The sequence below is a fragment of the Pseudomonas plecoglossicida NBRC 103162 = DSM 15088 genome (assembly GCF_000730665.1).
Classification (GTDB): Bacteria; Pseudomonadota; Gammaproteobacteria; order Pseudomonadales; family Pseudomonadaceae; genus Aquipseudomonas; species Aquipseudomonas plecoglossicida.
Window position 1 is genome coordinate 99,040 of sequence record NZ_BBIV01000011.1, and the last position, 20,929, is coordinate 119,968.

A 20,929-nucleotide genomic window follows, 5' to 3' on the forward strand; every position below is an offset into this window, starting at 1 on the left:
CCAAGCTATTGCCGAAAAATACCGCAGATAACGCTTGGTGAGCTAGAGAACCGCGAAGGTTCCCTGTGCTTTCGCCACCAGTTTGTCGCCTTGGACTACGTCGGCGTCGACCACCAGCGTACGGCGCCCGGCATGCAGGACACGGGCGGTACACAGTACGTCGCCTTCACTGACGGCACGCAGGTAGTTGATCTTGCATTCGATGGTCACGCTCTGCTGGTCGAAGCCATGGCTGGCCGAGCAGGCCAGGCCCATGGCGATGTCCACCAGGCTGAAGATCGCCCCGCCGTGCAGCTTCTGGCCGCGATTGCGCAGGTGTGGCTCCAGCGCCAGGGCCACCTCGGCGACGCCTGTATCCAGGCGTTGCACGCGGCAGCCGAGCAGCTGACTGTAAGCGCTTTCGACCAGCTCCTTGGGGATCTCCATCATTTCTTCTTCAGCTGCTTGGCGTTGGCGAACAGTGCGGCCATGGCATTGTTGGACGGGGCTGCGGTGGCGGTCTCACGCTGGCGTGGCGCCTGTTGCGGGCGGTTGCCGCCGTTGCCACGGTTGCCACCGCGGTTGCCTTCGACCTTCTCGCCCGGGGTGTCGCTCATGCGCATGGACAGGCCGACGCGCTTGCGCGGGATGTCCACTTCCATGACCTTGACCTTGACCACGTCACCGGCCTTGACCGCCTCACGCGGGTCTTTCACGAACTTCTCCGACAGCGCCGAGATGTGCACCAGGCCGTCCTGGTGTACGCCGATGTCGACGAAGGCACCGAAGTTGGTGACGTTGGTGACCACGCCTTCGAGGATCATGCCCGGCTCCAGGTCCTTGAGGTCCTCGACACCCTCCTGGAAGGTGGCGGTCTTGAACTCCGGGCGCGGGTCGCGGCCGGGTTTGTCCAGTTCCTGGAGGATGTCGGTGACGGTTGGCAGGCCGAAGCTCTCGTCGGTGAATTTCTTCGGGTCGAGGCGCTTGAGGAAGCCGCTGTCGCCGATCAGCGAGCGAATGTCGCGGTCGGTGTCGGCGGCGATGCGCTTCACCAGCGGGTAGGCCTCAGGGTGCACGGCGGAGGCGTCCAGCGGGTTGTCGCCGTTCATGACGCGCAGGAAACCTGCAGCCTGTTCGTAGGTCTTTTCGCCCAGGCGGCTGACTTTCTTCAGCGCGGCGCGGGTGGCGAACGGGCCGTTGGCGTCGCGGTGGGCGACGATGTTCTGCGCCAGGGTGGCGTTGAGGCCGGAGATGCGGGTCAGCAGGGCCACCGAGGCGGTGTTGACGTCCACGCCCACGGCGTTCACGCAGTCCTCGACCACCGCGTCCAGGCCGCGAGCCAGTTTCACCTGGGACACGTCATGCTGGTACTGGCCGACACCGATGGATTTCGGGTCGATCTTCACCAGCTCGGCGAGCGGGTCCTGCAGGCGACGGGCGATCGACACCGCACCACGGATCGAGACGTCCAGGTCCGGGAATTCGCGGGCGGCCAGCTCCGAAGCCGAATAAACCGAAGCGCCGGCTTCCGAAACCATGATCTTGGTGATCTTCAGGGCCGGGTACTTCTTGACCAGCTCGGCCACCAGCTTGTCGCTTTCGCGGCTGGCGGTGCCGTTGCCGATGGCGATCAGTTCCACCGAGTGCTTGGCGCACAGGGCGGCGAGGATGGAAATGGTGCGGTCCCAGTCGTTTTTCGGCGCGTGCGGGTAGACCGTGGTGTAGTCCAGCAGCTTGCCGGTGGCGTCGACCACGGCGATCTTGCAGCCGGTGCGCAGGCCTGGGTCGAAGCCCAGGGTGGCGCGCGGGCCGGCCGGAGCGGCCAGCAGCAGGTCATGCAGGTTGTGGGCGAAGACGTTGATCGCCTCGCCTTCGGCGTTGTCGCGCAGCTCGCCGAACAGGTCGGTTTCCAGGTGTGTGTAGAGCTTGACCTTCCAGGTCCAGCGCACCACTTCGCCCAGCCATTTGTCGGCCGGGCGGTTGTGGTTCTGCAGGCCGAAATGGCTGCCGATCATCAGCTCGCACGGATGCAAGGTACCTGGCAGCTCTTCGCCGACCTTCAGCGATGCGCTCAGCACGCCTTCGTTGCGCCCGCGGAAAATCGCCAGGGCGCGGTGCGACGGCGCGTTGCGCAGCAGCTCGTCGTGGGCGAAGTAATCGCGGAACTTGGCGCCTTCCTCTTCCTTGCCAGCGACCACGCGTGCGCTGAGCACGGCTTCCTGCTTGAGGAAGTTGCGCAGCTTGTCGAGCAGAGCGGCGTCCTCGGCGAAGCGCTCCATGAGGATGTACTTGGCACCTTCCAGGGCGGCCTTGACGTCGGCCACGCCCTTGTCGGCGTCGACGAAGCGTGCGGCTTCGCTCTCGGGGGTCAGCTGCGGGTCGTCGAACAGGCCGTCGGCCAGCGCGCCAAGGCCGGCTTCCAGGGCGATCTGGCCCTTGGTGCGGCGCTTTTGCTTGTACGGCAGGTAGAGGTCTTCGAGGCGTGTCTTGGTGTCGGCCAGCTTGATCTCGCGGGCCAGCTCCGGGGTCAGCTTGCCCTGCTCCTCGATGCTGGAGAGGATGCTGGCGCGGCGCTCGTCGAGCTCGCGCAGGTAGCGCAGGCGCTCTTCCAGGTGGCGCAGCTGGGTATCGTCGAGGCTGCCGGTCACTTCCTTGCGGTAACGGGCGATGAAGGGCACGGTCGAGCCTTCGTCCAACAAGCCCACGGCCGCTTCGACCTGCTGTGGGCGAACGCCCAGTTCCTCGGCGATACGGCTGTTGATGCTGTCCATGTGAACCACCTGACAAGGATTGAAAGCCGCGCATTATACCCATCGAAAACGGCTTGCGGTGATGGCGCCCGGCCAGCGACGCTGGTCAGGAACTGGCGCCCGGGGAAAAATCTGCTAACAATGCTCACGTCACGCAGGGTAATGGCTACGCCATAATGCGCGGCGAAATCAGAGGAGTTATTCATGACTGGCACCCCCAACACCGCTGAAGGTGACAAGATTCTCATCGTCGATGACGACCCGGGGCTCAGCAGCCTGCTGGAACGTTTCTTCACCAGCAAGGGCTATCGCGCCCGTGCGGTCCCCAACACCGAACAGATGGACCGCCTGCTGCAGCGCGAGGTCTTCAACCTGGTGGTGCTCGACCTGATGCTGCCGGGTGAGGACGGCCTGTCCGCGTGCAAGCGCCTGCGCCAGTCGAACAACCAGATTCCGATCATCATGCTCACCGCCAAGGGCGACGAACTCAGCCGCATCAAGGGCCTGGAACTGGGCGCCGACGACTACCTCGGCAAGCCGTTCAACCCGGACGAGCTGATGGCGCGGGTCAAGGCCGTGCTGCGCCGCCAGGCTCCCAGCGTGCCGGGTGCACCGGGCAGCGAGGACGAGTCGGTCACTTTCGGCGACTACGAGCTGTCGCTGGCCACCCGCGAGCTCAAGCGCGGTGACGAAGTGCACATGCTCACCACCGGTGAATTCGCCGTGCTCAAGGCGCTGGTGATGCATGCACGCGAGCCGTTGACCCGCGACAAGCTGATGAGCCTGGCCCGCGGTCGCGAATGGGATGCCCTGGAGCGCTCCATCGACGTACAGATTTCGCGCCTGCGTCGCATGATCGAGCCTGATCCGTCCAAGCCACGCTACATCCAGACGGTCTGGGGCGTGGGTTACGTGTTCGTTCCGGACGGAAACGCCGGTAAATGATGCCTTGCCATCGATGAAGACACCGGTCTGGTTCCCGCAGAGTTTCTTTGCCCGCACCCTGTGGCTGGTATTGATCGTCGTCCTGTTCTCGAAGGCCTTGACCCTGGTCTACCTGCTGATGAACGAGGACGTGCTGGTCGATCGTCAGTACAGCCACGGTGTGGCACTGACCTTGCGCGCCTACTGGGCCGCCGATGAAGAGAACCGCGACAAGATCGCCGAGGCCGCCGGCCTGATCCGGGTGACCGGCTCTGGCGTTCCCGAAGGCGAGCAACACTGGCCCTACAGCGAAATCTACCAGCGGCAGATGCAGGCCGAGCTGGGCGAAGACACCGAAGTGCGCCTGCGCATACATGCGCCGCCGGCGTTGTGGGTCAACGCCCCGAGCCTGGGCCCTGGCTGGCTGAAAGTGCCGCTGTATCCCCACCCGCTGCGCGGACAGAAGATCTGGAACGTGCTGGGCTGGTTCCTGGCCATCGGGCTGTTGTCCACCGCCTCGGCGTGGATCTTCGTGCGCCAGCTCAACCAGCCGCTCAAGCGCCTGGTGTTCGCCGCTCGCCAGTTGGGCCAGGGACGCAGCGTGCGCCTGCCGATCAGCGACACGCCCAGCGAGATGACTGAGGTCTACCGGGCCTTCAACCAGATGGCCGAGGACGTCGAACAGGCCGGGCGTGAGCGCGAGCTGATGCTGGCGGGGGTTTCCCACGACCTGCGCACGCCGCTGACGCGCTTGCGCTTGTCTCTGTCCTTGCTCGACAGCGACAACGAGCTGAGCGATGACATGGTGCGCGACATCGAGGACATGGACGCGATTCTCGACCAGTTCCTGGCGTTCATCCGCGATGGCCGCGACGAGCCGGTGGAGGAGGTCGACCTGGCCGACCTGGTGCGCGAGGTGGTGGCGCCCTACAACCAGCCTGTGGAGCGTGTGCGCCTGTGCCTGGAGCCGATTCCGCCGTTCCCGCTGCGGCGGATATCGCTCAAGCGCATGCTCGGCAACCTGATCGGCAATGCCCTGCACCATGCGGGCAAAGGGGTCGAAGTGGCCGCCTATGTGTCGGGTGACGAGAGTGCGCCTTATGTAGTGCTCAGTGTGCTCGACCGAGGTACCGGGATCGACGAATCGGAGCTGGAGACCATCTTCAACCCGTTCATTCGTGGAGACCGAGCCCGGGGTGGCAAGGGCACCGGGCTGGGCCTGGCGATCGTCAAGCGGATCGCGGCGCAGCATGGGGGGAATGTGGAGTTGCGCAATCGGTCCGGCGGTGGGATCGAGGCGCGGGTGCGGTTGCCGTTGGGGCTTTTGTTACCGCGTAATGCTGTCTGATTTTCGCTGGCCCTGATCGCCGGCAAGCCGGCGATCAGGGCCCTTGAATCAACCCTTGCCCTTGGTCCGAGTCTGATTCGGCCCGCCATTCTTCTCCAGATGCTCGATGATCATCCCGGCCACGTTCTTGCCGGTGGTCACCTCGATCCCCTCCAGCCCCGGCGAGGAGTTCACCTCCATCACCAACGGCCCATGGTTCGAGCGCAGGATATCCACACCCGCCACGCTCAAGCCCATCACCTTGGCCGCACGAATCGCAGTGATGCGTTCTTCAGGGGTGATCTTGATCAGGCTGGCGACACCGCCTCGGTGCAGGTTGGAGCGGAACTCGCCTGGTTTGGCCTGGCGCTTCATCGAAGCGATCACCTTGTCGCCCACCACGAAGCAGCGAATGTCGGCACCGCCGGCCTCCTTGATGTACTCCTGGACCATGATGTTCTGCTTCAGGCCCATGAAGGCTTCGATCACCGACTCGGCCGCCTGGGTGGTCTCGCACAGCACCACGCCGATGCCCTGGGTACCTTCGAGCACCTTGATCACCAGCGGCGCGCCGTTGACCATCTGGATCAGGTCGGGAATGTCGTCCGGCGAGTGGGCGAAACCGGTGATCGGCAGGCCGATACCGCGTCGCGACAGCAACTGCAGCGAGCGCAGCTTGTCCCGCGAGCGGGCGATGGCCACCGATTCGTTGAGCGGGTAAACACCCATCATTTCGAACTGGCGCAGGACCGCGCAGCCATAGAAGGTCACCGAGGCACCGATACGCGGGATCACTGCGTCGAAGCCCTCCAGCGGCTTGCCACGGTAGTGGATCTGCGGCTTGTGGCTGGCGATGTTCATGTAGGCCCGCAAGGTATCGATCACCACCATTTCATGGCCACGCTGGATACCGGCTTCGACCAGGCGGCGGGTGGAATACAGACGCGGATTGCGCGACAGCACAGCGATCTTCATGCAGCACCTGTGACAGGGGAAAGGGTTGCCGGAAAGGCCGGTTTGTCTTGGACGTACTTGAGGCCAGGGTTGACCACCAACTGGCCGCGAATCAGTGCCTTCGAGCCGAGCAACAGGCGATAACGCATGCTCTTGCGGCAGGCCAGGGTGAACTCGACCTCCCACACACCGTCGCCCAGCGCCAGCGCGGTACGGATGACATAGCGGGTCTGGGCCTGGCCGTTGGAGCTCTTGATGTTCTTCATGGTGACCAAAGGTGCCTCGCAACGGCGGTGGCGCAATTGCACCACCGAACCCAGGTGGGCGGTGAAGCGTACCCAGGCCTCACCGTTGCGCTCGAACGGCTCGACGTCGGTGGCATGCAGGCTGGAGGTGCTGGCGCCGGTGTCGATCTTGGCGCGCAGCCCCGCCACGCCGAGGTCGGGCAAGGCGACCCACTCGCGCAGGCCGATCACTTTCAGATGGTCAAATGTCTTCACGAATCACACCCTGCGAATGAGGTGGTGAACTGTAAGCACGGCGGGCACTTTTTGCATCCGTCAGTTACGGTAGTACAGTTCGATGAAAGACAGCATTCGAGGAAACGGGATGGCACAAAAAGCCGAAGACGACGACAAGGTTCGCCTGGACAAGTGGCTGTGGGCGGCGCGTTTCTACAAGACCCGGGCACTGGCCAAGGCGGCGATCGAAAGCGGCAAGGTGCATTGCCGAGGCGAGCGCTGCAAGCCGGGGAAGGAGCCACGGGTGGGCGACGAGTTGGTCCTGCGCACCGGCTTCGATGAGCGCACGGTGGTGGTCAAGGCGCTGTCTGTGGTGCGCAGGGGCGCTCCGGAGGCCCAGACCTTGTATGAAGAGACCGAGGACAGTGTGCGCCGCCGTGAGCAGGCGGCAGAGATGCGCAAGGCCGGCGCGCTGGGTATGACGACCGATGGTCGGCCGAACAAGAAGCAGCGGCGGCAGATCCACCAGCTGCATGGCAATTTCGATTGAGTGGGCCTGTGGGAGCCGGCTTGCCGGCGATAGGGCTGCAGAGCAGCCCCGACATTGATGCCACTTGGAAAACAGCGCATCAGTCACCACATAGTACAAATCTTGTGGGAACAGCCACTCGTCGAAAGTCATGCACAAGATCTGGCCAAATGGCCATATCCAGAAACACAGTAGAGCGATAGCAGCAGCGCGCGCCATGTCGCATGCCCGTGTAACCCTTTAGTGATTATTTCAGATAGCCAAAACCTATGAGCGATTTGCCGGATACCGATTTCACCCAACGATTCATCTTCGACGAGCGCGACGTGCGCGGCGAGTGGGTGTCTCTCGATGACAGTTACGCCTCGGTGCTGGCACGTCACGAATACCCGCAGCCCGTGCAAACGCTGCTGGGTGAACTCATGGCAGCCACTGCCTTGCTGGTGGGGGCGATGAAGTTCGACGGTCTGCTGATTCTTCAAGCGCGTTCGCAGGGGCCGATCCCGCTGTTGATGGTCGAGTGCTCGGGCGAGCGCGACATTCGCGGCATGGCCCGCTACGAAGAGGACCAGATTCCGGCTGACGCGACCCTTTCGCAGTTGATGCCGGACGGGCACCTGACCCTCACGGTCGATCCGGTCAAGGGCCAGCGCTACCAGGGCACTGTCGATCTGGACGGTGCCAATCTGTCGGAGTGCTTCACCAACTACTTCGTGCAGTCGCAGCAGCTCAACACCCGCTTCTGGCTCAACGCGCAGGACGGCAAGGCGCGTGGTCTGCTGCTTCAGCAGCTGCCGCGCGATCGTCAACCTGACGATGAAGAGCGAGAGGAGAGCTGGCAGCACGTCGTGGCCCTGGCTACAACGCTCAAGTCCGAAGAGTGGAGCCTGGACAACGAAACCCTGCTGCACCGTCTCTATCACGAAGACGCCGTGCGCCTGTTCGATATCCATCCCCTGCGCTTCAATTGCAGCTGCTCGCGCGAACGTTCCGGCAATGCGCTGGTCAGTCTTGGCGAGCACGATGCCAAGCAACTGGTGGAGGAGTGCGGCGGCACGGTGGAGATCGATTGCCAGTTCTGCAACGAGCGCTATTTCTTCGATGCCAGCGATGTCGCGCAACTCTTTGCCGGTGGCGGCACCGACACGGCCTCAGAAACTCGCCACTGAAACGGTTAACTACAGGTAAAACTCCTGTCTAATTGCGCAAAAGCGCGGTTACGACAGGAGGGGCCTACTTTTTTTGGGCGTTTCTGGCATAATCCGGCCACTTTTTTCGCTGTAGTAGTTTTTTACAGACAACTACAAAACGTTTGGAGCACTCGGCCTCGGGCCGGATGGGGTATCTCATGACGCAAGCCAACAACACCGTGTACACCGACCTGAGCGTCGATGAGCTGGTTAAAGAAGCGCTGTCCCGCGGTGAAGGCGTGCTGGCCGATACTGGCGCACTGGTAGTCGAAACTGGCCACCGTACTGGCCGTTCGCCGGCTGACCGTTTCATCGTCGAAGAACCTTCCACCCAGGCCGCCATCGCCTGGGGCCCCATCAACCGCAAGTTCCCGGCCGACAAGTTCGATGCCCTGTGGGACCGCGTCGAGGCGTTCAACAACGCCCAGGATCACTTCGTTTCCTACGTTCACGTAGGGGCTGCCGCCGAGCACTACCTGCCGGTGAAGATGACCACCCAGACCGCCTGGCAGAACCTGTTCGGCCGTTGCCTGTTCATCAACCCGGAGCAGTTCAACCCGGCTGGCCGCGACCAGTGGCAGATCCTCAACGTCGCCAACTTCGTGTGCGAACCTGAGCGTGACGGCACCAACTCCGACGGCTGCGTGATCATCAACTTCGCCAAGAAGAAGGTGCTGATCGCTGGCATGCGTTACGCCGGTGAAATGAAGAAAGCCATGTTCTCGGTGCAGAACTTCCTGCTGCCGGCCGCTGACGTGCTGCCGATGCACTGCGCTGCCAACATCGGCGAAGAAGGCGACGTGACCCTGTTCTTCGGCCTGTCCGGCACTGGCAAGACCACCCTGTCGGCCGACGAAAGCCGTTACCTGGTCGGCGACGACGAGCACGGCTGGGGCGAAGGCGTTGTCTTCAACATGGAAGGCGGCTGCTACGCCAAGTGCATCGACCTGTCCGAGAAGAACGAGCCGGTCATCTGGAAAGCCATCAAGCATGGCGCCGTGCTGGAAAACGTCGTCCTCGACGCCAACAAGCACGCCGACTACGCCGATGTCAGCCTGACCCAGAACAGCCGCGCCGCCTACCCGTTGGAGCACGTCGCCAAGCGCGCCGAAGCCAACCTGGGTGGCGAGCCGAACGCGGTCATCTTCCTGACCTGCGACCTGACCGGTGTTCTGCCTCCTGTTTCGATCCTGAACAACGAGCAGGCGGCCTACCACTTCCTGTCCGGCTACACCGCGCTGGTCGGTTCCACTGAAATGGGTTCGGGCGGCGGCATCAAGTCGACCTTCTCCACCTGCTTCGGCGCACCGTTCTTCCCGCGTCCGGCCGGCGAGTACGCCGAGCTGCTGATCAAGCGTATCAATGCCTTCGGCTCCAAGGTCTACCTGGTCAACACCGGCTGGACCGGTGGCGGCTACGGCGTCGGCAAGCGCTTCAGCATCCCGACTACCCGTGGCGTGATCGCCGCGATCCAGAGCGGTGCTCTGGTCGGTGCGGAAACCGAGCACCTGGACATCATCAACCTGGACGTGCCGAAGGCCGTTCCGGGCGTCGAGACCGAGCTGCTCAACCCACGCAATACCTGGGCTGACAAGGCTGCCTACGACGAAGCTGCGAAAGGCCTGGCCAAGCTGTTCACTGAGAACTTCAAGAAGTTCGACGTATCCGAGGCCATCAAGGCCGCGGGGCCTCAGCTGTAAGCTGAGCCCGACCGCAACGAGAAAGCCGCCCTCTGGGGCGGCTTTTTTGTGCCTGTTCGGGCCCTATCGCCACCCCAAGATCCGGAAATTCTGTTTCACTGGTAGCCCCCCTTGCGCCGCTATGAGTCAGCCAGATGATCGAATCCCCCAACCGCACTGCCTTCTCCCATTTCCACCCGATCCTCACCCGCCCCCAGGACAACGACCACAACGACCACATTGCCGGTGCCAGCGTGCACGGTTTCTTCGAGACCGCCATCCAGGCCTTCCTGGTCGAACAGGCAGCGTTCGACCTGCGCGAGGGTGCGCTGGCGGCCTTTGTGGTGAGCGCTGCGGCGGATTTCTACGCCTTGCCGGGCTTCCCGGACGTGCTCGAGGTGGGGCTGGGTGTCACGCGCCTGGCAGGGAGCACGGTGGAGTACCGGCTGGCGCTGTACCGCCCTGGAGAGGCAGATGCCTGCGCGGCGGGGTCGGTGGTGCAGGTCTTCGTCGAGCGCGCCACTGGCAGGCCCGTGCCGCTGCCCGAGGGGCTGCAGATCATCCTGTCAGGCCTGCAGCTCGACGCGCAGGCATGAAAAAGCCCCGCTGGCGAGGCGGGGCTTTTCAAACCGGGGTGGTGATCCCGGTATCAGTGGTGGTAGTGCTTGTGCTTGCGGTGGCCGTAGTGGCGACCACGGTCATAATGACGACCGTCCCGGTAGCCGCGGCTGTAGTACTTGCGCTCGTCATGGCGCTCGTCTTCATCGGCCTTGTTGCCCAGGTAGTTACCCGCCGCGCCACCGATACCGCCGCCAGCGGCTGCACCAATGTAGCTACCGGTGGTGCCGCCCATCGAACGACCTACCACGTTGCCGCCTGCGGCACCCAGCGCGCCACCTACGGCGGCTTCGCCACGCTGGTGCTTGTCGGCACCCAGGGCACCACCGGCCGCACCACCCAGACCGGCACCAATGGCGCCGCCGGTGCTGCCTCCGATGGAGTTGCCCACTACGGAGCCGAGTACCCCACCCAATGCGCCGCCAATGCCGGCCTCGGTATTGCCACCGGCCATGGCAACGCCGCTGAGCAAGCTAAAAGACAACAACAGAATCGAGGAGTACTTCTTCATCAACAAAGCCTCATAGGGATGACTAGGCGAATTTGAGGCTCTGGAATGCGTGTGGCAATTGAAATCCGACGAGTAGCACGGGTTGTACACAATTTTCTAACTTATTGTTTTTGCGATGAAACTTTCTCAAATATTGCAGGTCTGAAATATTTGTGACGAAGCCCTGACCCCCGTGGATCAGGGCTTTTTTCGTTTTTGGCGGTGCTGCGACGGGCCCCATCGCCGGCTTGCCGGCGATGGGGCCAGTGATCGTTTAAAGAATGCGCCCGTCGTCCCGCGCCCGCTCCAGTTTGATTGCAACGAACTTGGACGTCGGCGTATGGCTGCCCTCGCCAATGCTCTCCAGCGGGATCAACGGGTTCACTTCCGGGTAGTACGCCGCTGCCTGCCCCGCAGGGATATCGAACGCCAGCAAGGTGAAGCCTTGCACACGGCGCACGTGCTCATCCCCCCACAGCGAGACGATGTCGACCTTCTGCCCCGGCTGGAAGCCCAGACGAACGATGTCTGCCTCGTTGACGAACAACACCTCGCGCTGGCCGCGCACGCCGCGATAGCGGTCGTCCAGGCCGTAGATGGTGGTGTTGTACTGATCGTGCGAACGCATCGACTGCATGATCAGGTCCGGCACTTGCCCGCTGGCGCGCACACGCTCGTCGAGCAGGGTGTCCGGCAGCAGGTTGGGCTTGAAATTGGCACGGCCCGAGGCGGTCTTCCATTGCCGGTTGGCGGCGCTGTTGCCCAGGTGGAAACCACCCGGCTGGCGCAGGCGTTGGTTGAAGTCGCGAAAGCCTGCGATGGTGTCGCCGATCAGGTCGCGGATGCGGTCGTAGTCGGCCACCAGCCAGTGCCAGTCCACCGGGTGCTTGCCAAGGGTGGCGGCAGCGATGCCGGCGATGACGGCCGGCTCCGAGCGCATCTGTGTCGACAGCGGCTTCAACTGGCCATTGGAGGCATGAACCATGCTGAAGGAATCTTCCACGGTGACTGCCTGCGGCCCTTCGGACTGCAGGTCGATGTCGGTGCGCCCCAGGCACGGCAGGATCAGCGCCTGCTGGCCGTGGATCAGGTGGCTGCGGTTGAGCTTGGTGCTGATCTGCACGGTCAGCGCACAGTTGCGCAGGGCCTGGGCGGTACGTTCGGTGTCCGGGGTCGCTTGGGCGAAGTTGCCGCCCAGGCCGATGAAGACCTTGGCACGGCCCTCGAGCATGGCGTGGATGGCTTCGACGGTGTTGTGGCCGTTGTGACGCGGCACGGGGAAGTCGAAGCGCTTTTCGATGGCATCGAGCAGTGCCTGCGGCGGGCGCTCGTTGATGCCCATGGTGCGGTCGCCTTGCACGTTGCTGTGGCCGCGCACGGGGCACAAGCCGGCACCGGGCGCGCCGATATTGCCGCGCAGCATCTGCAGGTTGACGATTTCCTGGATGGTCGCCACCGAATGGCGGTGCTGGGTGATGCCCATCGCCCAGCACATGATCACCCGCTTGCCCCGGCAGTACATGCGTGCGGCCAGCTCGATGTCGGCCAGCGCCAGGCCGGATTGTTCCTGGATGTGCTGCCACGGCGTGGCATCCACCGCTGCCAGGTACGCGTCGACGCCCTGGCCATGCTCGGCGATGAACACATGGTCGAACACGGCAGGCTCGCCCTTGGCCTGGGCTTCGCGGTCCCATTGCAGGACGAACTTGGCCATGCCGCGCAGCATCGCCATGTCACCGCCCAAGCCTGGGCGGAAGAACGCCGTGTTGGTCGGGCGGTCGCTGTTGGTGAGCATCTCCAGTGGGTTCTGCGGGTGCTGGAAGCGCTCCAGGCCTCGTTCCTTGAGCGGGTTGACGCACACCACCTGGGCCCCGCGCTTCACCGCGTCACGCAGCGGGTCGAGCATGCGCGGGTGGTTGGTGCCGGGGTTCTGTCCCCAGACGAAGATCGCGTCGGCGTGCTCGAAATCGTCGAAGGTGACCGTGCCCTTGCCGACCCCGACGCTCTGCCCCAGGGCCACGCCGCTGGCTTCGTGGCACATGTTCGAGCAGTCGGGGAAGTTGTTGGTGCCGTAGGCGCGCACGAACAGCTGATAGAGAAACGCCGCTTCGTTGCTGGCGCGCCCCGAGGTGTAGAACTCGGCCTGGTCCGGGCTGGTCAGCTTGTTCAGTTCGCGGGCGATAAGGGCAAAGGCAGCGTCCCAGGCGATGGGCCGGTAGCGGTCGCTGGCCGGGTCGTAGGCCATAGGTTCGGTCAGGCGGCCCTGGTATTCGAGCCAGTAGTCGCTTTGCTGGCGCAGCGCGCTCACGCTGTAGCGGGCGAAGAAGGCCGCGTCGACACGGCGCTTGGTGGCTTCCCAGTTGACCGCCTTGGCGCCGTTCTCGCAGAACTTGACCATGCCGCTTTCCGGCGAGTCGCCCCAGGCGCAGCCAGGGCAGTCGAAGCCGCCGTTCTGGTTGGTCTTGAGCAGCGCGCGGATGTTCTTCAGCGCATTGTCGCTGCCGACCCAGGCCTTGGCCACGCTGCGCAGCGCGCCCCAACCGCCGGCAGGGCCGTGGTAGGGCTGGTAACGAGGGGAGGAGGCTGGGGCGTTGTCAGGAAGGTTCTGGTACGAGGTCACGGCTGTTACGACTCCGCCGCTGGGCTATAGACCCGCGGTGCACTGTGTTTGGGCAGGTGGATGAGGTTGAGGTTGTGCTTGCGTGCCCATTGCAGGGCGAGGCCGGTCGGTGCCGACAGGCTGACCAGGGTCTGGATGCCGGCGCGCAGGACTTTCTGGATCAACTCCAGGCTGCAGCGGCTGGTGACGATGGCCAGGCCGCCGGTGGTGCTGATGCCTTGGCGCAGCAAGGCACCGATCAGCTTGTCGAGGGCGTTGTGCCGGCCGATGTCTTCGCGACCCAGCAGCAGTTCGCCCTGTGCCTTCATGAACAAGGCTGCATGCACCGCACCGCAGTGCCGACCCAGTGGGGTGAAGGCGTCGATGCGTTCACGCAGGCCGGCAAGCCACTGCGCGGGCGGCAAGGGTGCGCCTGCCAGTGCGTTCAGTTCCGGCAAGGCCTGCTCCAGCGCTTCGACCCCACACAACCCGCACCCGCTGGTGCCGGCCAGTTGGCGGCGCTGGTTCTTCAGGTTCCAGAACGCACGGCTGGAAATCTCCAGGTCGGCGTACATCGCCGAACCGCTGCCGGAGAGTTTCAGGTCGTAGATTTCGTCCGTGCCGTCGACGATGCCACTGCCGACGCTGAAGCCGACCGCGAAGTCTTCCAGGTCGGTCGGGCTGACCAGCATGACCGCCTGGCTGAGGCCGTTGTAGGCGATGGCCAATGCGACTTCTTCGGCCAGTGGCGTGCAGGCGCGCTCGCCGTCGCTCAGTTGCACGTAGTCGTAAGTGTTGCTGGCGGCGGGCATGTCCAGGGGCGTGGAGGCCGCGCAGACCGGAGGTTTGCTTTGCATCGGGGGCTGACTACCGGCGGCTGTTCGATAGCACCAGCCTAGGCGCGTGCGCCGGTTGCGTCTAATCGCTAGGGTCTATGCCTTGATAGAGCGCGTCGATGGGTCGCAGAGGGCGGGGAGGGCAATCCTGGCCTAGACTCCTTGCTCCGAGGTTAACGTCAACAAGGAGCGCGTCATGAGTCTGTTCAGTTTCGTGAAGGAAGCCGGCGAGAAGTTGATCGACCTGCTGACCCCCGGCAATGCCAATGCCGAGGAGCAGCTGAAGAAACACGTGGAGAGTGTCGGCCTGGGCAACCCCAACATCACCGCCACTGTAACGGGTGACACGATCACCCTCAAGGGCGAGGTGGCCAGCCAGGAGGAGAAGGAGAAGATCATCCTGGCGGCGGGCAATATCAATGGTGTGGCCAGCGTCGATGACCAGATTACCGTGACCGGGCCGGTGGTCAAGGCTGCGCGGTTCGTTACCGTGAAGTCGGGTGACACGCTGTCGGCCATTTCCGTAGTCGTGTATGGCAATGCCAACCAGTACAACAAGATCTTCGAGGCCAACAAGCCGATGCTCAAGCATCCGGACAAGATCTATCCGGGGCAGGTCCTGCGTATTCCTGACTGATGGATCCGTAGAGGCTTCATCGCCGGCAAGCCGGCTCCCACAAGGATCTTCATTGTCTGTGTGGGAGCCGGCTTGCCGGCGATGAGGCCCTTACAGACCCACCAGCAAGTCCCGGTAATCCTCGACCGCCGCGAACTCCTGGGTATCGCGCGGCGCTGCCTGGCTGTCTGGCTGGCGCACCGCCAGGAGATGCGCCACGCCAAACCGCCGCGCACTGCGCAGGATGGCCAGGGTGTCGTCGATGAACAGGCTGCGCCCCGGCTGGAAGCCGATATCCGCCTGCAGCGCATCCCAGAACTGCGGACTCTCCTTGGGATACCCATAGTCATGCGAACTGATCAGCCGTTCGAAATACGGCGCCAGTTCCACCCGCTCCAGCTTCAGCGACAGCGAATCGCGATGGGCATTGGTGATCATCACCACGCGCTTGCCCGCCTGGCGGATCGCTGCCAGGAACGTGTCGGCATCGGGCCGCAGGGCGATCAGGTCGGCGATCTCGCGCTTGAGCTCGCGGATCGGCAGGTTCAGCTCGCGGCTCCAGAAATCCAGGCAATACCAATTCAGTGTGCCGGCATTACGCTCGAACAGCGGCTGCAGCTCTATTTCCGCCATGGCCCGGCTCACTCCGTGCAGCTCGGCGTAGCGCTGGGGCAGGTGGTCGAGCCAGAAGCGGTTGTCGTAGTGCAGGTCGAGCAGGGTACCGTCCATGTCCAGCAGGACGGTATCGATGTCGGACCAGGGAAGAACAGGCATGGGAAACTCTCGTTCAGTCGGCAAGCCACGGTATAGTAACCCGTTCACGCCAAGGAGCCGCCCCATGCGCCAGAAACCCACCGTCCTCAGCCGCGAAATCGTCGCCAGCAGCCGCCTGTTCCGCGTCGAAGCCGTACAGCTGCGTTTCAGCAACGGCAACGAGCGCACCTACGAGCGCTTGGTCGGGCGTGGCAATGGCTATGGCGCCGTGATGATCGTGGCCATGCTCGACGCCGAGCACGCGGTGCTGGTCGAGGAATACTGCGGCGGCACCGACGAATACGAACTGTCCTTGCCCAAGGGTCTGATCGAACCGGGCGAGGACGTGCTGGCAGCGGCAGACCGGGAGCTCAAGGAAGAAGCCGGCTTCGGCGCACGCCAGCTGGAGCACCTGACCGAACTGTCGCTGTCGCCGGGCTACATGAGCCAGAAGATCCAGGTGGTGCTGGCCAGTGACTTGTACGAAGAGCGCCTGGAAGGCGACGAGCCCGAGCCGATGCGCGTCGACAAGGTCAACCTACGCGAGCTCTCGGCCCTGGCCATGCACCCGCAGTTCACCGAAGGACGGGCGTTGGCGGCGCTGTACCTGGCCCGTGACCTGCTTATCCAGCGGGGGCTGTTCGAGGCATGAACGACCAGCAACTGATGCATGAAGTGGTCAAGCTGGCCAGTCTGGCTGGCGAGGCGATCCTGCCGTTCTGGCGCGCCGATGTCGCTGTTGCCAACAAGGCCGACGACTCACCGGTGACCGCTGCCGACCTGGCGGCGCACCGCGTGATCGCCGACGGCCTGCAGGCGTTGGCGCCGCAGATTCCGGTGCTTTCCGAGGAAGACTGCAATATCCCCCTGGCCACGCGCCAGGGCTGGCAACGCTGGTGGCTGGTCGACCCGCTCGACGGCACCAAGGAATTCATCGCCGGCAGCGAAGAGTTCACTGTCAACATCGCCTTGATCGAGAACGGTGAGGTGGTGTTTGGCGTGGTGTCGATGCCGACCAGCGGGCGCTGCTATTTCGGCGGTCGTGCCCTGGGCGCCTGGCGCACTGACGCGGGCAGCGATGCCCTGCCGATCCAGGTGCGCAACGCGCCGCCTGCCGATGGCCGCTTCACCGTAGTGGCCAGCCGTCGCCACTCCAGCCCGGAGCAGGAAGCGTTGCTGGCTGGCCTGGGGACTGCAGTGGGTGAGCTGGCGCTGGCGAACATCGGTAGCTCGCTCAAGTTCTGCCTGCTGGCCGAAGGCAGCGCCGACTGCTACCCGCGCCTGGCGCCGACTTCGCAGTGGGACACCGCGGCTGCACAGGGCGTGCTGGAAGGCGCCGGGGGCGAGGTGATCGACCTGGAGGGCCTGCCGTTCCGTTACCCCGCGCGCGAGTCGCTGCTCAACCCGTTCTTCCTGGCCTTGCCTGCTGCGGCGGTGTGGCGGCAGGCGTTCATCGAACAGCATATCAAGCGCTGAAGGCAGGCCCGGCCCTATCGCCGGCAAGGCCAACAAAGCATGATCAGCGGTGCAGGACGTACTGCCCGCTGAACTTGACGGCAGCCTCGTCGCTGCCAGCATTGCTCACCGTGGTCTCCAGCGTCAGCCGCGCTCGACCGCGGCGCTGGTACATCGTGAGGAACCGCTCCCAGGTCTTCTCGTCCGGCGCCGTACAGCGTGCCAGCGCAGCGCCGGTGACCGGCAGCGGATAGCTGATCTGCCCCTCCTGAATGACGATATGCCCGTCATCGATACCCAGTTCACGCAGGCGCAGGTGCAGCCAGCCCCAGCCCACCAGCACTGCGGCGCAGTACAGGCTGCCGCCGAACATCGTGCTCTTGTGATTGACGTTGGCAGCCAGCGGCAGTTGCAGGCGCAGGGTATGGGCATGCCAATCGATGACCTCCATGCCCATTTCACGGGTCAGCGGGATGTCGCCGTGCAGAACGGACTGCAGGTATTGGCTATCGGAACTCATGGGCGGTTTTCCTCGTGGTCGTCGGGCCCGCTGTTGCCACCTTCGAAATGCAGGCCGTGTTTGCGCAACTTGTCGTGCAGGGTCTTGCGCGGGATGCCGAGGGCTTCGGCGAGGCTGCGCATGGAGCTATGGGGCTGGGCCAGTTCGGCGGCGATCAGCGAGCGCTCGAAGCGCTCGACCTGCTCGCTGAGGTTGCCCAGCAGGATCGGTGTCGCAGCGGGCACTGTCGCGCTTACCTCGCCGTCGAGGGCCAGCTCCAGGCCAAGGGCGAAGCGCTCGGCGGCATTCTGCAGTTCACGCACGTTGCCCGGCCAGCCGTGACGCAGCAGCATGGCGCGCTGCGCCGGTTGCAGGCTGTGCGGGGCCAGGCCGTGGCGCTGGCTGGCAGCATCGGCGAAGTGCTGGAACAGCACCAGGATGTCGTCGCCGCGCTCGCGCAACGGTGGAATGCGCAGTGGGGCGACGTTCAGGCGGTAGTACAGGTCGGCGCGAAAACGGCCCTGGTCGGCGGCCTGGCGCAGGTCTTCCTTGGTCGCGGCGATGATGCGGATGTCCAGCGGGATCAGCTGGTTGCCGCCCAGGCGCTCGACCACGCGCTCCTGCAGCAGGCGCAGCAGCTTCACCTGCACGTCCAGGCTCATGCTCTCGATCTCGTCGAGGAACAGCGTGCCGCCGTTGGCGAATTCGAACTTGCCGATACGGCGCTTCTGCGCGCCGGTGAACGCCCCGGGCTCGTGGCCGAACAGTTCGCTCTCCACCACCGATTCGGCCAGCGCGCCAGCATTGATGGCGACGAAGGGCCCGTCGCGGCGGCTGGACAAGTTGTGCAGGGCACGGGCGACCACTTCTTTGCCGGCCCCGGTTTCCCCGAGGATCAGCACGTCTGCGCGGGTCCCGGCCAGGGCGCCGATCTGCTCGCGCAGGCGCTGCATGGAGGGCGACTGGCCCATCAGGCGGGTGGCCAGCTGCTGGCGGTCGCTCAGGGCCAGGCGCAGGCTGCGGTTGTCCAGCACCAGCCGACGCAGGGCCAGGGCGCGGCGCACGCTGTCGAGCAAGGCCTCGCTGGCGAAGGGCTTTTCCAGGAAATCATAGGCGCCGGCGCGCATGGCCTGCACCGCCAGTGGCACATCACCATGGCCGGTGATCAGCAGCACCGGCAGTTCGTTGTCACGCGCATGCAGCTGTTCCAGCAGTTGCAGGCCATCGATGCCGGGCATGCGAATATCGCTCACCACCACGCCAGGCCAATCGGGCTCGAGGCGTTCGGCCAGCCCCTGCGCGTCGGCCAGGGCGACCACCTGGAGCCCGGCCAGATCGAGGGTCTGGCTCAGGGCCTGGCGCAGGTGCGGGTCATCGTCGACCAGTAGCACCTGGGCCTGGCTGTCGATCGCTGTCTCGGTCGTCATGCCGAGGGGTCCTCCGTGGGTTGCAGGTTGGCGCCGGGCGTTGCCATGCGCAGTTGCAGGGTCAGCAGGGCGCCGCCTTCCGGGTGGTTGGCCAGCAGCAGTTCGCCACCCAGGGCGCGCATCAGGCTTTCGCAGATGGCCAGGCCAAGGCCCAGGCCCTGGGTGCGGGTCTTGGTGGTGAAGAACGGCTCCTTGGCGTGCTCCAGGGCTTGGCGGCTGAAGCCCGGGCCATTGTCGCGGATATACAGGTAGACGTAGCCCTCGCCGGTTTCGGCACTGAGCCACAGGCGCCTCGGGTTGGCCTTTTCGGTCAAGGCGTCGAGGGCGTTGGCGAGCAGGTTGCCAAGCACCTGGCGCAGGCGTGTTTCGCCCGCCTGCACCCACAAGGTGGCGTCAGGCAGGTCGCGGATCAGCTCCACGGCCATCGCCCGGCGGCGCTTGGCCAGCAACGCCAGGGCATCGTCCAGCGCCGGCTGCAGGGCCACGCTTTCCGGTGCATGGCGGTCGCGGCGGGCGAATGCGCGCAGGTGGGCGATGATCGACGCCATGCGACCGGTCAGTTCGCCGATCAGCTTGAGGTTGCCGCGGGCATCCTCGGTGCGCTGGTGATCGAGCAGGATCTCGGCGTTTTCCGCGTAGCTGCGGATCGCTGCGAGCGGCTGGTTGAGCTCGTGGCTGATGCTCGCCGACATGGTGCCGAGCACCGACAGCTTGCCCGCCTGCACCAGCTCGTCCTGGGTCCGCACCAGCTCCTGCTGGGCGTTCTCGCGTTCGAGCACGGCGCTCTTGAGGCGGGTGTTGAGGCCTTCGAGGTCGGCGGTGCGCTGTGCCACGCGGTGCTCCAGCTCCTGGCGGCCGCGGGCCTCGAAGCCGATGCGGTCGATGTAGTGCCGGCGCCGCTGCATCACCAGGCCGGCCAGCAGCACCAACACCAGCAGCGCTGCACCACCGATGGCCATCACCGTTTGTACCGAACGGTCGACCAGCATCCGCGGGGCCAGGAGGCTGACCTGCCAGCCGGTTTCCTTGATGTCACGGGTTTGCGTGAGCCAGGCGTCCGGGTTGAGCGCCAGGGGCTGTGGCGCCTGGGTCGGGTAAGGCTGGATGGCGATGATGGCCTGTCGCTCGGCCTCGGTCAGCGGACGGGTCGCACGAAAGCGCCAGTCAGGCCGCGAGGTGAGGATGACCACGCCGTTGTGATCGGTCAGCAGCAGTTGCTCGGGGGTACGGCCCCACAGGGTTTCGGTGTGGTCGAGGTCGACCTTGACCACCAGCACGCCGACGATGCGCTCGCGTTCGCGCACGGCGGCGGCGAAGAAGTAGCCACGCTTGGCCGAGGTGGTGCCCTGACCGAAGAAACGCCCCAGGTGGCCGTCCATGGCTTCGTTGAAGTACGGCCGGAAGGCGAAGTTGCGGCCGACGAAGCTGTCGCGCTTGTCCCAGTTCGAGGCCGCCAGGGTGTTGCCGCGCACGTCCATCAGGTACATCACTTCGGCACCGGTCTGCTGGGCGATGTCCTTGAGCAGGCGGTTGGCGTTGGTCACCGTTTCCAGCTTGAGCGGGTCGGCCAGTACCGAGCGCAGGGCGGGCAGCTCGCCGAGGATCTGCGGCAGGGTTTCGTAGCGGTGCAGGATGCCGAGCAGGTTGGCCACGTACAGGTCGAGGGTCTGGCGGTTCTGCGAGGCCAACTGGTCCTGGTAGTAGCGTTCGGCGAGGTGGTTCAGCGGCCACAGCAGCGATGCCAGGCACAGGGCCAGCAAGGCCAGGCTGCGCCAGCGGGGACGGCGTGGGGGCGTCGGTGTTGCAATCATTTGCGTGGATGCGCCAGAAGAGTCTGGCGCAA

General features: G+C 64.6%; 20 protein-coding genes. 9 read left to right on the plus strand and 11 right to left on the minus strand.

Going from position 1 to position 20,929, the window contains the following annotated elements; genetic code table 11:
- Nucleotides 1-42: 42 nt before the first annotated feature.
- Nucleotides 43-426, minus strand: coding sequence for a PaaI family thioesterase (locus PPL01S_RS08535; RefSeq protein ID WP_016394159.1), 384 nt, complete (start codon nt 424-426; stop codon nt 43-45).
- A complete protein-coding gene (locus PPL01S_RS08540; RefSeq protein ID WP_016394160.1) occupies nt 426-2,750 on the minus strand; it encodes a Tex family protein in 2,325 nt (774 codons plus the stop codon). The genes PPL01S_RS08535 and PPL01S_RS08540 overlap by 1 nt, the downstream gene beginning before the upstream one ends.
- Before the next feature lie 183 nt (nt 2,751-2,933).
- Between PPL01S_RS08540 and ompR the strand changes: the two genes are divergently transcribed.
- Together ompR and PPL01S_RS08550 are read left to right on the plus strand one after the other, a co-directional pair.
- Complete coding sequence (gene ompR / locus PPL01S_RS08545; protein WP_016394161.1) at nt 2,934-3,674, plus strand: osmolarity response regulator transcription factor OmpR; 741 nt, start codon at nt 2,934-2,936, stop codon at nt 3,672-3,674.
- 13 nt (nt 3,675-3,687) lie between these two features.
- Nucleotides 3,688-5,001 (plus strand): ATP-binding protein, encoded by a 1,314-nt coding sequence (locus tag PPL01S_RS08550; RefSeq protein WP_016394162.1) that lies wholly within the window; start codon nt 3,688-3,690, stop codon nt 4,999-5,001.
- Between the two features lie 48 nt (nt 5,002-5,049).
- Here PPL01S_RS08550 and rimK read toward each other — a convergent pair whose 3' ends face one another.
- Nucleotides 5,050-5,955 carry a 30S ribosomal protein S6--L-glutamate ligase gene (gene rimK, locus PPL01S_RS08555; protein WP_008099005.1) on the minus strand — a complete coding sequence of 302 codons (906 nt, stop codon included), beginning with the start codon at nt 5,953-5,955 and terminating at the stop codon, nt 5,050-5,052.
- Complete coding sequence (gene rimB / locus PPL01S_RS08560; protein ID WP_016394163.1) at nt 5,952-6,434, minus strand: retropepsin-like aspartic endopeptidase RimB; 483 nt, start codon at nt 6,432-6,434, stop codon at nt 5,952-5,954. Before rimB ends, rimK begins: the two co-directional genes overlap by 4 nt.
- Nucleotides 6,435-6,543: 109 nt before the next feature.
- On the opposite strand from rimB, the gene PPL01S_RS08565 reads away from it, so the two are divergent.
- The 4 genes from PPL01S_RS08565 (at nt 6,544) to PPL01S_RS08580 (ending at nt 10,389) form a co-directional block, all read left to right on the plus strand.
- Nucleotides 6,544-6,945: an RNA-binding S4 domain-containing protein gene (locus tag PPL01S_RS08565; protein WP_016394164.1), complete on the plus strand. Its 402-nt coding sequence runs from the start codon at nt 6,544-6,546 to the stop codon at nt 6,943-6,945.
- A gap of 248 nt (nt 6,946-7,193) precedes the next feature.
- Entirely contained in the window at nt 7,194-8,093 is a 900-nt protein-coding gene (gene hslO, locus PPL01S_RS08570; protein WP_016394165.1) for an Hsp33 family molecular chaperone HslO, read from the plus strand.
- A 179-nt stretch (nt 8,094-8,272) separates the two neighbouring features.
- A complete protein-coding gene (locus PPL01S_RS08575) occupies nt 8,273-9,814 on the plus strand; it encodes a phosphoenolpyruvate carboxykinase (protein ID WP_016394166.1) in 1,542 nt (513 codons plus the stop codon).
- Between the two features lie 134 nt (nt 9,815-9,948).
- Nucleotides 9,949-10,389: an acyl-CoA thioesterase gene (locus PPL01S_RS08580; RefSeq protein WP_016394167.1), complete on the plus strand. Its 441-nt coding sequence runs from the start codon at nt 9,949-9,951 to the stop codon at nt 10,387-10,389.
- A gap of 53 nt (nt 10,390-10,442) precedes the next feature.
- Here PPL01S_RS08580 and PPL01S_RS08585 read toward each other — a convergent pair whose 3' ends face one another.
- The 3 genes from PPL01S_RS08585 to fdhD all read right to left on the minus strand — a co-directional run bounded on the left by PPL01S_RS08585 (nt 10,443) and on the right by fdhD (nt 14,357).
- A complete protein-coding gene (locus tag PPL01S_RS08585; RefSeq protein WP_016394168.1) occupies nt 10,443-10,922 on the minus strand; it encodes a YMGG-like glycine zipper-containing protein in 480 nt (159 codons plus the stop codon).
- 253 nt (nt 10,923-11,175) lie between these two features.
- Nucleotides 11,176-13,521: an FdhF/YdeP family oxidoreductase gene (locus PPL01S_RS08590; protein ID WP_016394169.1), complete on the minus strand. Its 2,346-nt coding sequence runs from the start codon at nt 13,519-13,521 to the stop codon at nt 11,176-11,178.
- A gap of 5 nt (nt 13,522-13,526) precedes the next feature.
- Nucleotides 13,527-14,357, minus strand: coding sequence for a formate dehydrogenase accessory sulfurtransferase FdhD (gene fdhD / locus PPL01S_RS08595; RefSeq protein WP_028625531.1), 831 nt, complete (start codon nt 14,355-14,357; stop codon nt 13,527-13,529).
- A gap of 175 nt (nt 14,358-14,532) precedes the next feature.
- On the opposite strand from fdhD, the gene lysM reads away from it, so the two are divergent.
- Nucleotides 14,533-14,973 (plus strand): peptidoglycan-binding protein LysM, encoded by a 441-nt coding sequence (lysM, locus tag PPL01S_RS08600; protein ID WP_028625530.1) that lies wholly within the window; start codon nt 14,533-14,535, stop codon nt 14,971-14,973.
- Between the two features lie 90 nt (nt 14,974-15,063).
- Here lysM and yrfG read toward each other — a convergent pair whose 3' ends face one another.
- Nucleotides 15,064-15,726: a GMP/IMP nucleotidase gene (gene yrfG, locus PPL01S_RS08605; protein ID WP_028625529.1), complete on the minus strand. Its 663-nt coding sequence runs from the start codon at nt 15,724-15,726 to the stop codon at nt 15,064-15,066.
- A 64-nt stretch (nt 15,727-15,790) separates the two neighbouring features.
- Between yrfG and nudE the strand changes: the two genes are divergently transcribed.
- Together nudE and cysQ are read left to right on the plus strand one after the other, a co-directional pair.
- On the plus strand, nt 15,791-16,357 hold the full coding sequence (gene nudE / locus PPL01S_RS08610; RefSeq protein ID WP_016394173.1) for an ADP compounds hydrolase NudE: 567 nt from the start codon (nt 15,791-15,793) through the stop codon (nt 16,355-16,357).
- Nucleotides 16,354-17,181, plus strand: a complete 828-nt coding sequence (gene cysQ, locus PPL01S_RS08615) for a 3'(2'),5'-bisphosphate nucleotidase CysQ (protein WP_016394174.1) — start codon at nt 16,354-16,356, stop codon at nt 17,179-17,181. The genes nudE and cysQ overlap by 4 nt, the downstream gene beginning before the upstream one ends.
- A gap of 43 nt (nt 17,182-17,224) precedes the next feature.
- On the opposite strand, the gene PPL01S_RS08620 is transcribed toward cysQ, so the two are convergent.
- From PPL01S_RS08620 to PPL01S_RS08630, 3 genes are read right to left on the minus strand one after another with little or no spacing between them, the layout of a single operon-like run.
- Entirely contained in the window at nt 17,225-17,680 is a 456-nt protein-coding gene (locus PPL01S_RS08620) for a thioesterase domain-containing protein (protein WP_016394175.1), read from the minus strand.
- The gene (locus PPL01S_RS08625) at nt 17,677-19,086 is read right to left on the minus strand and encodes a sigma-54-dependent transcriptional regulator (protein WP_028625528.1); all 1,410 of its coding nucleotides are present in this window, start codon (nt 19,084-19,086) and stop codon (nt 17,677-17,679) included. Before PPL01S_RS08625 ends, PPL01S_RS08620 begins: the two co-directional genes overlap by 4 nt.
- Nucleotides 19,083-20,897, minus strand: a complete 1,815-nt coding sequence (locus tag PPL01S_RS08630; RefSeq protein WP_028625527.1) for a sensor histidine kinase — start codon at nt 20,895-20,897, stop codon at nt 19,083-19,085. Before PPL01S_RS08630 ends, PPL01S_RS08625 begins: the two co-directional genes overlap by 4 nt.
- Nucleotides 20,898-20,929: the final 32 nt, after the last annotated feature.